Source organism: Pasteurella canis (assembly GCF_900454865.1).
GTDB classification, from domain to species: domain Bacteria; phylum Pseudomonadota; class Gammaproteobacteria; order Enterobacterales; family Pasteurellaceae; genus Pasteurella; species Pasteurella canis.
In genome coordinates, this window is sequence record NZ_UGTV01000015.1 from 1,281,133 (window position 1) to 1,293,222 (window position 12,090).

At 37.1% G+C, this 12,090-nt stretch carries 15 protein-coding genes; 2 read left to right on the plus strand and 13 right to left on the minus strand.

The window, feature by feature from the left end:
- Positions 1-11: 11 nt before the first annotated feature.
- The 13 genes from DYE19_RS06620 to DYE19_RS06680 all read right to left on the minus strand — a co-directional run bounded on the left by DYE19_RS06620 (position 12) and on the right by DYE19_RS06680 (position 10,241).
- Positions 12-299 carry a hypothetical protein gene (locus DYE19_RS06620; protein ID WP_115323045.1) on the minus strand — a complete coding sequence of 96 codons (288 nt, stop codon included), beginning with the start codon at positions 297-299 and terminating at the stop codon, positions 12-14.
- Between the two features lie 19 nt (positions 300-318).
- Positions 319-933 (minus strand): DUF8095 domain-containing protein, encoded by a 615-nt coding sequence (locus tag DYE19_RS06625; protein WP_223667313.1) that lies wholly within the window; start codon positions 931-933, stop codon positions 319-321.
- Position 934: 1 nt separating this feature from the next.
- Entirely contained in the window at positions 935-1,327 is a 393-nt protein-coding gene (gene gloA2 / locus DYE19_RS06630; RefSeq protein ID WP_049216254.1) for an SMU1112c/YaeR family gloxylase I-like metalloprotein, read from the minus strand.
- 131 nt (positions 1,328-1,458) lie between these two features.
- Entirely contained in the window at positions 1,459-2,385 is a 927-nt protein-coding gene (ccmI, locus tag DYE19_RS06635) for a c-type cytochrome biogenesis protein CcmI (protein ID WP_115323046.1), read from the minus strand.
- Entirely contained in the window at positions 2,382-2,846 is a 465-nt protein-coding gene (locus DYE19_RS06640) for a cytochrome c-type biogenesis protein (protein ID WP_115323047.1), read from the minus strand. Before DYE19_RS06640 ends, ccmI begins: the two co-directional genes overlap by 4 nt.
- Positions 2,846-3,391, minus strand: a complete 546-nt coding sequence (locus DYE19_RS06645; RefSeq protein WP_115323048.1) for a DsbE family thiol:disulfide interchange protein — start codon at positions 3,389-3,391, stop codon at positions 2,846-2,848. The genes DYE19_RS06640 and DYE19_RS06645 overlap by 1 nt, the downstream gene beginning before the upstream one ends.
- Positions 3,388-5,343 carry a heme lyase CcmF/NrfE family subunit gene (locus DYE19_RS06650; RefSeq protein WP_115323049.1) on the minus strand — a complete coding sequence of 652 codons (1,956 nt, stop codon included), beginning with the start codon at positions 5,341-5,343 and terminating at the stop codon, positions 3,388-3,390. The genes DYE19_RS06645 and DYE19_RS06650 overlap by 4 nt, the downstream gene beginning before the upstream one ends.
- Positions 5,340-5,879 (minus strand): cytochrome c maturation protein CcmE, encoded by a 540-nt coding sequence (ccmE, locus tag DYE19_RS06655; protein WP_115323050.1) that lies wholly within the window; start codon positions 5,877-5,879, stop codon positions 5,340-5,342. Before ccmE ends, DYE19_RS06650 begins: the two co-directional genes overlap by 4 nt.
- Positions 5,876-6,079, minus strand: coding sequence for a heme exporter protein CcmD (ccmD, locus tag DYE19_RS06660; protein WP_049216260.1), 204 nt, complete (start codon positions 6,077-6,079; stop codon positions 5,876-5,878). The genes ccmE and ccmD overlap by 4 nt, the downstream gene beginning before the upstream one ends.
- A gap of 15 nt (positions 6,080-6,094) precedes the next feature.
- On the minus strand, positions 6,095-6,835 hold the full coding sequence (locus DYE19_RS06665; RefSeq protein ID WP_115323051.1) for a heme ABC transporter permease: 741 nt from the start codon (positions 6,833-6,835) through the stop codon (positions 6,095-6,097).
- 12 nt (positions 6,836-6,847) lie between these two features.
- The gene (gene ccmB / locus DYE19_RS06670; protein ID WP_115323052.1) at positions 6,848-7,513 is read right to left on the minus strand and encodes a heme exporter protein CcmB; all 666 of its coding nucleotides are present in this window, start codon (positions 7,511-7,513) and stop codon (positions 6,848-6,850) included.
- Between the two features lie 63 nt (positions 7,514-7,576).
- Positions 7,577-8,218, minus strand: a complete 642-nt coding sequence (ccmA, locus tag DYE19_RS06675; protein WP_115323053.1) for a cytochrome c biogenesis heme-transporting ATPase CcmA — start codon at positions 8,216-8,218, stop codon at positions 7,577-7,579.
- 220 nt (positions 8,219-8,438) lie between these two features.
- Positions 8,439-10,241, minus strand: a complete 1,803-nt coding sequence (locus DYE19_RS06680) for a monovalent cation:proton antiporter-2 (CPA2) family protein (RefSeq protein WP_115323054.1) — start codon at positions 10,239-10,241, stop codon at positions 8,439-8,441.
- 369 nt (positions 10,242-10,610) lie between these two features.
- Between DYE19_RS06680 and DYE19_RS06685 the strand changes: the two genes are divergently transcribed.
- Positions 10,611-11,141: an NADPH-dependent FMN reductase gene (locus DYE19_RS06685; protein ID WP_049216265.1), complete on the plus strand. Its 531-nt coding sequence runs from the start codon at positions 10,611-10,613 to the stop codon at positions 11,139-11,141.
- An 11-nt stretch (positions 11,142-11,152) separates the two neighbouring features.
- The gene (locus DYE19_RS06690; RefSeq protein ID WP_115323055.1) at positions 11,153-12,049 is read left to right on the plus strand and encodes a pirin family protein; all 897 of its coding nucleotides are present in this window, start codon (positions 11,153-11,155) and stop codon (positions 12,047-12,049) included.
- Positions 12,050-12,090 lie beyond the last annotated feature (41 nt).

The following is a 12,090-nucleotide window of genomic DNA, read 5'->3' on the forward strand; positions in this document are numbered from 1 at the left end:
AAATGGAAAGTTTAGTTCCAACGAGTATAATGGTAGCCTACGCTTGGCACTAGTATAACGGATGGCTGTTGGTATTTTGGACGAGGTTCAACGTTAGGACGATTATCACTGGCATTCAAAGGGGACTGAATATCTTTTGAATAGGCTTGCTTTTCACTCGCGGCTACTGTGTCACCACTTTTCACTCGTTGGTTATATTGTTCTAAAGTTTTCAAGTCCATTTGTACATTTGTTTGTTCAAGCTTTTGTGTACAGCCCACCAATAATGCAATCACGAATAATATAGCGACTCTTATCATAAATTGCTCCTTCTATTATTTAACGACAAATGACACCAGATAGCATATTTTTACGTTGCTGAATATTTTGATCTGCTAAATTTTTACCTTGTTTATGTTCTTCAGTTTGCACTTTTTGCGCTAATTTAGGATCTTGAATATAAAATAATGGGACATATTGCATATTTTTAGCATCTGCTTTTGATGAAACTGTCGCTGTAGCAATGTTGGTATAATATTCTGTCTTATTAACAGGTACAACATAATATGTCGTTGCATCAGTGACATCCACACCAACTTTAGAATTAAAACCACTGCAAATTCCAGCACCTGACTCAAAAATAGTATGCGATGATTTAGTTTCATTAATTTGAAAAACTTCAAACTCGATACTTGCAGCCAATGCTTTTGCATCTTTTATATCCATACTTGGATTTAATTTATGAGTAGCACCTCGATTAACATAAGCAATATGTGTCGGTTTTTCATTATGAATATCTAATAAAGAACGCTCTTCGTGCGGCGTTGATTCTTCTGACGAACCATAAGTCTTAGTAAAAGAATTTTCAGAAATACGAATAGACCAAGATTCAGCAAAACTTACACTCGATAGTAGCAAACTTCCTAACATTAATACTTTTAAATGCATTTTCATCTCACTTTTCATATATTTCTAAAGGTAAACCATCTGGATCACGAAAAAAAGTAAAACGTTTACTTGTGATAGGATCTATCCTAATTGGTTCACAGAGAATGCCATTCTGCTGCAAAAATATCACGGTCCCCTCAATATCTTTTACACTGAAAGCCAAATGACGTAAACCAGATGCTTCTGGATTTGTTAAACGTAAAGGAGGATTGGGAAAAGAAAATAACTCAATCTGGCTACCATCACTGAACTTTAAATCTAACTTATAGCTATTCCGTTCAGCACGATAAGTTTCGTTAATTATTTCTGCCCCTAAAACTTCAGTATAAAACTGCTTCGACTTACGATAATCAGAGGTAATAATTGCAACATGATGAAAGCCGATAAATGGCGACTTCATGGTTTTCCTTTTTAAAAATGTGAGTAATTATACGCCTTTCATAGTAAATGTAAAATGAGAGAAGTTCTCAATTGTTACTTGTCCTAAAATACGAAATGGTTAATTCAATATCATAAGTAGCCATCAAATGTTTATTGATGAGGTACAAGTTTTTCACGTTTTTCAGCCTCTTGTGCTTCCTGTGAAGCTCTTGCTGAGTGAATACTACGCTCAATTAATGCTCTTCTAGGATCGTCTTCTGCCAGTAAACGTAGCATCATAGACCAAGTCACTGCAGCCATTTTATAATCTTCCACTTCAAAGTAACGAAAAGCAAGTAAACCTAAAGCTTCAAGATTACTATGATCTTGGCGAATAACCTCTTTCAGTAAATTATCCCCCTGAGACTTATCTGTTGGATCTTCTGAAAACATTAAAATACGAGCATAAGATAATTTATATTCATTATTTTCAGGTTCAAGTTTGTTTGCCCTAGCATAGCTATCTAAGGCAAGTTGTGCTTTATTGGTATTCATTGCAATCTGCCCTAACAACCACCAACTCTTAGCATCTTGTGGGACTTTTTGTAAATGTAAGCGTAGTGCCGTAGAAAACTGTTGTAATTCAGTCTCATTCAATGGGTTATTCTGCTCATCTTTCAAACGCTCATAAAAGTGCGGTAATTTTTGGTAGGTTTTTCCCAACATTTCTTCGGCTTTCCATGAACCAACACTTAAATAGGTCATTGTGGCTAAAATACTTAACGCCAGAAATCCAGAAATAAACCATAATTTACCATAGCGTTTCTGTACTATTGACTCATCTTGAGCTTCAACTGGAATATCTTCTAACAAAGACTGTTGTAGTTCTATCTTTAACTGTTCTGCATTAGATAATAGCCCTTGTGCTTCATCCCGTTCAATTTCTGCTAACCGCTGGAAATACAATGCTTTATTTAATTCATCACGTTTTACTGCCTGTCCTGTTTTACGAGCTGGTTTTATGGCTTTAAAAAGTGGATAAAAACAAATTAATGCCACAATTAGTGTTAATCCCACTACACTTAACCAAAAATTCATGATTTTTTCTCTTTTAATAAATTATGTAAACGCTGTTTCTCATCATCACTCAAAAGGGGGGCAGTAGTCACTGTACTTTGTGTCGCTTTAGGTTGACGACGAAACAATATAACTACACCGAAAATAACCAACATGGCAGGAATAACCCATAGTGCAATAGTCGCAACAGTCAATGGCGGATCATAGGTTACAAAATGACCATAACGGTCAACCATATAATCAACAATTTCTTGCTTGGAATGTCCTTTTTGTAATAATTCAAGTACTTTATGACGCATATCAACAGCAATAGTCGCATTTGAATCTGCAATATTATTGTTTTGACATTGTGGGCAACGTAATTCTTGTGTTAAAGCATGATAATCTTTTTCTTGCTCTGCTGAGCTAAAATTAAATGCATCTATCGCAGCAAAGCTAGAGAAACTTAGCAACAACAAGAAAAGAGCGGTCAGTTTCCTCATTATTTTGTCTCCATTAATTTTTGATAAATGGGTTGCAATTTTTCATGCCAAACTTTTTCATTCACATCACCAGCATGGCGATAATGAATAATACCTTTGCCATCAATAATAAAAGTTTCAGGTGCGCCATAAACACCGAGATCCAATCCTAATGAACCTTTCTCATCTTTAAGTACAACTTGATAAGGATTACCTAAATCTTTCAACCATTTAATCGCTTTGTCTGTTTTATCTTTATAATCTAAACCAATAATTGTTATGCCTTGTTGTGCTAAATAGTTCAGATATTGATGCTCTGCATAACAAGTAGGACACCAAGTTGCCCAAACATTTAACAAAATTGGCTTGTCTTGCTGAAAAATATCAGCGCTATGCTGCTTCTCTTCTAGTAAATCAGCTGCCACTTTTATTGGTACTGGTTTACCGACTAAAGCAGATTCTAAAGCTTTAGGATCATCACCTTGTGCATTACGTTGCAATTGAACTGCAAATGCAATCACTAAGATGCAGAACAACGCTAAGGGAAGATAACGTTTTTTATTCATTCTTCACCCTTTTTTAATAATTTAGAAAAACGATAGCGACGATCAAACATACATAGCAATCCACCGAGTACCATGAATACACCGCCAAACCAAATCCAACGAATAAACGGCTTATAATATAAACGTAATGCCCAAGAACCATCACCTAAACTTTCACCTAGCGCGACATACAGATCGCGACTAAATCCCCAATCAATCGCCGCCTCTGTCATTGTCATTTTACTTACTGTATAAAACCGTTTTTCCGCAAATAAGATCGCCTCGACCTTTCCATCTTTCTTAATATCTACTTGAGCCTTACCCCCTAAGTAGTTAGGTCCATTCGCTTCAGTAATTCCTTGAAAAGTAAAGTGGTAATCTGCAATTTGTACTGTATCACCCACATTCATACGTACATCACGTTCTACACTATAGTTTTGGCTAAAAGCAATTCCCCACACAGACATAGCCACGCCTAAATGTGCTAATACCATTCCCCAATGAGAACGCGAAAGCTTAGTTAAACCAATCAAGAAAGTTGAACGATGGGTCGCACGCTGATGTAATTCATATAAACTCAATAGCACAATAAACACGACCATCATACATCCTAATACTGCACTTACTGTAACACGATCATGCAAAAAGTAAGGCAAAGTGAAACCTGCTATTAACATGATAAGTAGACTCAACAAGACAGGCATGCGGATCGCTGAAAACTCATCGCGTCTCCATTTTACTAAAGGTCCAATCCCAAGTAATAGGGAAAATGGGATCATAATAATCAGAAACATTTGATCAAAGAATGGGGCGCCAATAGAAATCGTACCTAATCCTAATTGTTTATGTACTAAAGGAAGCAGTGTTCCTAAGAACACCACTGAAAGTGCGGTCATTAATAAAATATTATTCAATAACAACATACTTTCACGTGAATAACGTTCTGCATTCTCCCTTGAGCGAATTTGACTCCCTTTATAAGCGTATAGAGCAAGAGAACCGCCGATAACGACAATTAAATAAGCGAGAATATACAAGCCACGAGTTGGGTCGGAAGCAAAAGCATGTACTGAAACTAAAATACCTGAACGCACAAGGAATGTGCCTAATAAACATAGCGAGAAAGCTAAAATTGCTAATAATACGGTCCATGCCTTAAAAGAGCCACGCTTCTCAGTTACAGCCAGTGAATGTAATAATGCTGTTCCCGCAATCCAAGGCATGAAAGAAGCATTTTCAACAGGGTCCCAAAACCACCAGCCGCCCCAGCCAAGTTCATAATATGCCCACCAAGAGCCTAATACGATACCTAAAGTTAAAAAGACCCAAGCTGCCATCGTCCAAGGGCGAGACCACCTTGCCCAAGCGGTATCTAGTTTGCCTGTCATTAAAGAGGCAATAGCAAAAGCAAATGCCACAGAGAAACCTACATATCCCATATAAAGTAATGGTGGATGGAAAATCAATCCAACATCTTGTAATAATGGATTTAACTCTTTGCCATCAACAGGAAAATCAGGAAATGTACGATTAAATGGATTAGACGTAAATAATACAAAAATAAGGAACCCAATACTGATAATCCCCATAATACCTAACACACGAGCAACCGCTTCTTGAGGTAATTGCTTACTAAATAAAGCAACTGCCGCGCCCCATAATGTCAGCAACCAAATCCATAATAAAAGCGATCCCTCATGCGATCCCCAAACTGCGGATAAACGGTAATGTAAAGGTAAATTTGTATTCGAATTATTTACTACATATTGAACAGAAAAATCATTTACTGCGAATAAATAAGACAGTGCAATGAAAGCCACTGTCAAGCTAATGAATAAACCATAAGTCATAGGGCGAGCTAATGACATTAATTGAGCATTGCCTTTTTCAGCGCCCCATAAAGGAAAAATTGCCACCAATACAGCAATGGCAAAACTTAAAGCTAAAGCATAATTTCCTAATTCAGCGATCATTTTTGACCTTCTTGTCCAGTTTTATATTCATATGCTTTTTCTTGGCGATCCCGCTCACTTTCGCCTTTAAGATCAGAAATGCCCATTGGTTTGTGCACTTTTTGCATTTGTGCATCTAATTCAGGTGGAACATAATTTTCATCATGTTTTGCCAAAACTTCCGTTGCAACTAAAATAGTTGGTGCTTTCAACACCCCTTGAGCTACAATGCCCTGCCCTTCACGGAATAAATCAGGCAAAATCCCTTCATATTCCACTGTAATGGAAGGACCTATATCATTAAGATCAAATTTAACTTTTAAACTTGTTGGATCACGCTCAACACTACCTGTCACAACCATACCACCGACACGTAAACGTTGACCGACTTGTGGTTTTTTATTACTGTCTTCTTCTTTCCCATACACAATTTCAGTTGGTGTGTAGAATAAATCAATATTTTGTCGCAATGCATATAAAATTAAACCTGAAGCAACAGACACACCAATTAAAACAAAAAGAATAATAGCCATTCTTGATTTACGTCTTGGATTCATAGTACACCTCTTGAATCATCTTTTTGCAAACGGGCTTGACGTTGTTGCTCACGAATAACATCTTTTAAAATAGACTTGCGTTCTTTTATGCTTTGTACAATCAAAAGTACCACTGAAACAAAACTAATCCCATAAGCAAGCCAGACATAAAAGCCATAACCACCCATATTGAAAAAATCATGCCAAGTTTCAAAAAACATCTTTTCCCCCAACAGTTACTTCAGATTATTCGCTAGTGCTTGTACCCAAGGACGTTTACTTTCTTCCTTCACTAAAGCTGTACGATAACGAATTAATGTTAACCAAATATAAAGCATCATAAAACCAAAAATACATAAAACTAATGGAATTAGCATAGGCGTTGCAATGGATGGCTTCTCAAATTTCGTAATACTGGCTCCTTGGTGTAACGTATTCCACCACTCAACTGAGAAATGGATAATCGGTAAATTAATTACACCAACTAAGCATAAAATCCCTGCCGCTTTCGCCCCAACAGCACGATCTTGAAATGCGGAATACAACGCCATCACACCTAAATATAAGAAGAATAGAATTAATTCAGAAGTCAATCGAGCATCCCAAACCCACCAAGTTCCCCACATAGGTTTACCCCAAACTGCCCCCGTCACTAAAGCCAAGAACGTAAATAATGCACCAATAGGTGCCATTGCGATCATTGCTAAGTGCGCTTGCTTAATTTGCCAGACTAATGCAATGAATGCTGCAATCGCCATTGAGCCATATACCCCCATGGACCAAATTGCAGTCGGTACATGAACATACATAATACGAAAACTATTCCCTTGCTGATAATCTGCTGGTGCAAAAGCGAGACCCCAAACGATACCTGTAATGAGTAAAAGTGCGGTTAAAATGGCAGTAACTGGCAAAAATTTACCACACAAGTAATATTGCGTTTCTGATTTCGCATAAGAGTGTAACCACTTCCACATAAAGCAATCCTTTTATTGATCTAAACTAATTCGCAATGCAGCGGCAATAGCAAAAGGTGATAAAGTTATCGCGCCAGCTAAAATTGCACCTAAAATGGCGAGTTGTCCATGATATGGCATACTCAAACTCGCGGCTTCAAGAGTCGAAGCCGAAAAAATTAACACAGGGATAAATAAAGGTATAACTAATAAACTTAATAACACACCGCCTTTACGTAATCCGACTGTTAAAGCGACTCCAATCGCCCCTAAGCAACTTAAAACGGGTGTACCAATTAACAAGGTTAATACTAATGCCCACCAAATGTGAATCTCTAATGAAAGAAGCAATGCTGCAATCGGTGATAATAAAATTAAAGGTAGTCCAGTTAATAGCCAGTGCGCAATGACTTTGACTAGAGCTGTTAATGCAAGCGGCTGCGCTGTCAGCATTAATTGTTCCAAAGAGCCATCCACAAAATCATCTCGGAATAAACGCTCAAAGGAGAGTAATGCAGACAACAGTGCAGCAACCCATGCAATTCCAGGTGCAATACGCGACAATAATTTAGGATCAGGTCCTATCACCAAAGGAAACAGCGTAATCACAATCAAAAAGAACCACAGTGGATTTAAAATTTCCGCTTGTTTGCGCATTGCAATATGGAGTTCTCGTTTGATGATTTGAATGAATATCATATAGTTACTTAATTATTCTGCTCTAATTTGTTTGTTTAATGAACTATCTGCTTCACAAAAAGTTTAATCCATAAATTTATAGTTTTCTAACTGCACTTTAGTTAATAAATGACTTTGTACATCTTGATGACTGGTGAAAATCACAATCCCCCCTTGTTGAACATGCTGTTCAAAAAGCGCTGTTAGCACTTGTACACCTTTTTTATCAATTGCGGTAAAAGGCTCATCTAAAATCCACAGCGGCGCTTTAGACAGCCATAATCGCGCTAATGCAATGCGTCGTTGTTGACCAGCCGAAAGCTGGGCAGCTGGAATATCTTCACGCCCCAATAATCCAACAGTTTCTAGCACTTGCCACAATATTTCTTCTCCTTGTTCACAAGCACTAATATGCTGGTAGAATTTCAAATTTTCCCAAGCGGTGAGTTCTGGTTTAATTCCTGAATGATGACCTAAATAGAGTAAATTATATTGATACTCTTCACGCTGTTTTTGAATCAGCTCATTATTCCAAAAAACATGTCCTTCAAGTTGTTGCGCCAACCCAACTAAAATACGTAATAAGCTCGTTTTACCAATACCATTATGCCCTTCAATCTGTACAAAATCGCCACTATTCACAGTTAAACTTAATGCTGTAAATAATATTTTGTCACCTCGCTGACAAGCTAGCTTTTCTGTCTTTAATTGATATGTTTTTTGCATAATTAATCAATTCCACCTATTAATGGTTCGCATTCTATCATAAGCAATGTACTTGGCGTAGTGATTGTACTTAGAAACAGATACCTCTTTAGAGGTGTATGATAGGGTTTATTGATTTAGAACAAAAGTTATGATTTATAACAAAAAAATTGCCTATTTATTCAATAGGCAATTTTATTTATTCAGACAAAATTGATTTACTAATTGAGAGTCTCGTTGCTCACTTTATTTTTTCTTCTTCGAGTAATATTTGTATCATTTCTGCAATTTTCTGGTCTTGTAACTTCCCTTCTTCTAGCATAGCCTCATTCGCAAAGAGTGATAATTCTGGATCATATAAACTCGCCATTTTCCCCATACCATTACGATCCATTCTAAAATAAAGCTCACCCACTTTCTCAGCCGTTTCTTTTGGCATACCTAAATATTCTAATGTGCGTTTACCTGAACGAACTGCAGAATCAAAGGTTTCACGGATGATATCATCTACACCTTTACCATATAGCCTAAAAGTATGTACTCGATCATAAGAACGAACAACAAGTTTAATATTCGGATTAACTTCTTTGGCAAATTCTACAATTCGCAATGTTTGTTCTGGATTATCAATTGCAACCACTAATACTTTAGCGTCTTCAATCCCCGCCTTTAACAAGAGCTCTGGACGACTTGCATCGCCAAAATAAGCTTTAATTCCATATTTATTGATACCTGAAATAGTCGTTTCATCTATGTCAATAATTGTTACTTTATAACCACTAAACTGCAAAATACGGTTAATAACTTGCCCAAAACGCCCCATTCCAACTAATAATACAGAATGCTTCTCATCAACATTGTCAGCTTCACGCAATGTTTTTACTTTAGGTTGTAAAAATTTTTGCTGTAAAATTAGTAATAATGGTGTAATTGCCATCGAAAGTACAACAATTGTTGTCATATTCGCATTATCCACTTCACTTAATACACCCTGCGAAGTTGCTGCAGAGTAAAGTACAAAGGCAAATTCACCACCTTGTGCCATTAAAAAAGCACGATCAATCGCCTCTTGATGATCGCTTTTTGCAATACGTGCCACACCATAAATTGTGGCAAATTTCACGATCATTAAAATAATTACACCTGATAAGATCAGCAGCAAATTGTCTGCGACAACTGCCAAATCTAACGCCATACCTACGCCTAGAAAAAATAAACCTAGTAGTAAACCTCTGAAAGGCTCGACATCTGCTTCTAATTGATGACGGAAACTAGATTCAGATAACAATACGCCAGCTAAAAAAGCGCCCATTGCCATTGAAAGTCCACCCCATTCCATTAATAACGCTGAACCTAATACAACTAATAGAGCTGCAGCTGTCATTACTTCTCTCGCTTTATAACGTGCTAAAACTTTGAATAGTGGGTTTAATAACCAACGCCCAATGACAACTAAAATCACAATTGAAAGTAAAGAAATACCGATGCTTTGCCATAAAGGCTTATCACTTTCAGTATGAATAGGAGAAAGAAAAGAAACAATTGCAAGTAATGGAACGATAAGTAAATCTTCAAATAATAATACGGAAACAATTTTTTGCCCACTTGAAGTAGAGAGTTGATTACGTTCTGCTAATTCAGACATGACTATCGCTGTTGATGTCAACACAAAACCTGAAGCACTAACAAAAGAAATGGGCAATGAAAAACCAAATGCAACACCTACCCCTGTTAATAATGCCGCAGCCAAAATAACCTGTAAGCTACCTAAACCAAAAATTTGCTTGCGTAGATGCCATAAATGTGAAGGGTGCATCTCAAGCCCAATGACGAATAGAAAGATGACAACACCTAATTCAGCAATATGTAAAATTGCTTGTGGATCCGTAAATAAACCAAAACCAAATGGACCAATAATAAGTCCCGCGGCTAAATAACCTAATACAGATCCTAATCCTAAACGCTTAAATAAAGGTACTGCAATTACTGCCGCCCCTAATAATGCGACGACTTGCACTAAGCTACTGGCTCCTTCAGCTGCCATCTTTTTCTCCTACAATATATTCAATGAAAAGTGTGCGTATTCTAGCTTTTTTACTAAAAAAATGCACATACAGGTTAAACAGCTTAAATAAACAAACTAAAAATAAACCGCACTTTTCTCACAAAATAACTGCTGATTATTGTATAAAAACAAGCACCTTTTTCTTGCTTATAAATGTCTGGCTATGTCTATTAACATAATACGCTTTCTATCAAAACGTTATCTGTCTATGTGATTTTGTGTCGATATGTTAAATTAGTCGTTTCTCATCACTTGCTTACTCTTTCTATCGATATGTCTTGTATCCAATGTAAGAACTGCAAAATATGAACACTCAAAAGTTTAACCGTTGAATTTAAGGAAGGAATTATGAAAATTGCATTAGTATTAGGCAGTATTAGTCAAAAATCGATGACACATAAGATCGCACGATTTATCGTGGAACAATTTCCAGAAAATATACAATGTGATGTTGTACAAATTCAGGATCTACCTCTTTATACACAAGATCTTGACAGCATCACTATCCCTGTTTATGAGCGTGTACGTGAACAATTAAAAACAGCAGATGCCGTATTAATCGTCACACCTGAGCATAACCGTAGCGTACCTGCTGCTCTCAAAAACTTACTTGATATTGGCAGCAGACCATCTGGACAAAATGTATGGGTGGGTAAAAAAGTCGCCGTTGCAACTGCCTCTCCTGGTTCATACGGCGGTATTAATTCTGGTTTACATACACGTCAAATCCTTCAAGCACTAGGCTGTAATGTACTGAGTGCTGAAGTCTATTTAAGTCAAGCACATACTGCATTGAGTGAAGAAGGACAAGTTACAAATGAACGTACAGCTGGATTCTTAGCTAAATTTGCCGCTAATTTTGTCACTTTCATAAAATAAGGAGATTGTTCATGAGCATTGATAAGTTTACAGCACTGACGAAAGATGTTGGTGGAATCCCTGTTGCTCGACTTTTACCCAAATCAAGCAAAAAAACAATTGGTGCATGGTGTTTTTTAGATCATGCTGGTCCTGCTGAATTTTCACAAGAATCAGATGGTTTACAAGTCGGCTCACATCCTCATACAAACCTACAAACGTTTACATGGATGCTCTCTGGTGAGGTATGGCATCAAGATAGTTTAGGTTTTCGTCAATTAATTCGCCCTAAACAAGTCAATTTAATGACGGCAGGAACGAACAATTATGGTATTTGCCATACAGAGCAAACACCTGAAAACATCAAAGATTTGCACGCGGTACAACTTTGGATTGCATTACCAATGAATCAAGAAATTAAACCGAATTTTGAACATTACTCGACACTACCAGAGTGGTCTGAAGAGGGCATTAATTTTATCTTAACAACAGGTAGCTTTGCTGGTCATACGGCACCCACAACGCAATTTAGCCCATTATTAGGCTTAGATGTACAGTTTACTAAAAAGACCTCGCTGACAGTAAAAGTAGAAAAAGGTTGGGAATATGGTGCGCTAGTGATTGGCGGTAGGTTATGTGTTAATGGTGAAGAATACCAACAAGATGAACTTGCTGTATTAACTGCTTGTGATGAACATGGGACATTTACTTTAGAAGGGGAAGAAGGCTGCCATCTCATGTTATTAGGAGGAGAACCGCTCCCACATCCCACTGTGATTTGGTGGAATTTTGTTGCGGACAAAGCAGAAACCTTAAAACAAGCGGTAGAAGACTGGAATAACAACCATCCTCGATTTGGCCATATTAATCTTGAGGGTACAAAACTTAAACGATTAATTGCTCCTAGAGTACCTGAAAAATTAAAATAACAAAAAAATCGTATTGCTAATATCCTAAAGTGCGGTCCGTT

Excerpts from the sequence above, each read along its gene's own strand:
- DYE19_RS06620 (WP_115323045.1), bottom strand. The coding sequence starts at position 299 with ATGATAAGAGTCGCTATATTATTCGTGATTGCATTATTGGTGGGCTGT.
- DYE19_RS06625 (WP_223667313.1), bottom strand. The coding sequence starts at position 933 with ATGAAAATGCATTTAAAAGTATTAATGTTAGGAAGTTTGCTACTATCG.
- gloA2 (WP_049216254.1), bottom strand. The coding sequence starts at position 1,327 with ATGAAGTCGCCATTTATCGGCTTTCATCATGTTGCAATTATTACCTCT.
- ccmI (WP_115323046.1), bottom strand. The coding sequence starts at position 2,385 with ATGAATTTTTGGTTAAGTGTAGTGGGATTAACACTAATTGTGGCATTA.
- DYE19_RS06640 (WP_115323047.1), bottom strand. The coding sequence starts at position 2,846 with ATGAGGAAACTGACCGCTCTTTTCTTGTTGTTGCTAAGTTTCTCTAGC.
- DYE19_RS06645 (WP_115323048.1), bottom strand. The coding sequence starts at position 3,391 with ATGAATAAAAAACGTTATCTTCCCTTAGCGTTGTTCTGCATCTTAGTG.
- DYE19_RS06650 (WP_115323049.1), bottom strand. The coding sequence starts at position 5,343 with ATGATCGCTGAATTAGGAAATTATGCTTTAGCTTTAAGTTTTGCCATT.
- ccmE (WP_115323050.1), bottom strand. The coding sequence starts at position 5,879 with ATGAATCCAAGACGTAAATCAAGAATGGCTATTATTCTTTTTGTTTTA.
- ccmD (WP_049216260.1), bottom strand. The coding sequence starts at position 6,079 with ATGTTTTTTGAAACTTGGCATGATTTTTTCAATATGGGTGGTTATGGC.
- DYE19_RS06665 (WP_115323051.1), bottom strand. The coding sequence starts at position 6,835 with ATGTGGAAGTGGTTACACTCTTATGCGAAATCAGAAACGCAATATTAC.
- ccmB (WP_115323052.1), bottom strand. The coding sequence starts at position 7,513 with ATGATATTCATTCAAATCATCAAACGAGAACTCCATATTGCAATGCGC.
- ccmA (WP_115323053.1), bottom strand. The coding sequence starts at position 8,218 with ATGCAAAAAACATATCAATTAAAGACAGAAAAGCTAGCTTGTCAGCGA.
- DYE19_RS06680 (WP_115323054.1), bottom strand. The coding sequence starts at position 10,241 with ATGGCAGCTGAAGGAGCCAGTAGCTTAGTGCAAGTCGTCGCATTATTA.
- DYE19_RS06685 (WP_049216265.1), top strand. The coding sequence starts at position 10,611 with ATGAAAATTGCATTAGTATTAGGCAGTATTAGTCAAAAATCGATGACA.
- DYE19_RS06690 (WP_115323055.1), top strand. The coding sequence starts at position 11,153 with ATGAGCATTGATAAGTTTACAGCACTGACGAAAGATGTTGGTGGAATC.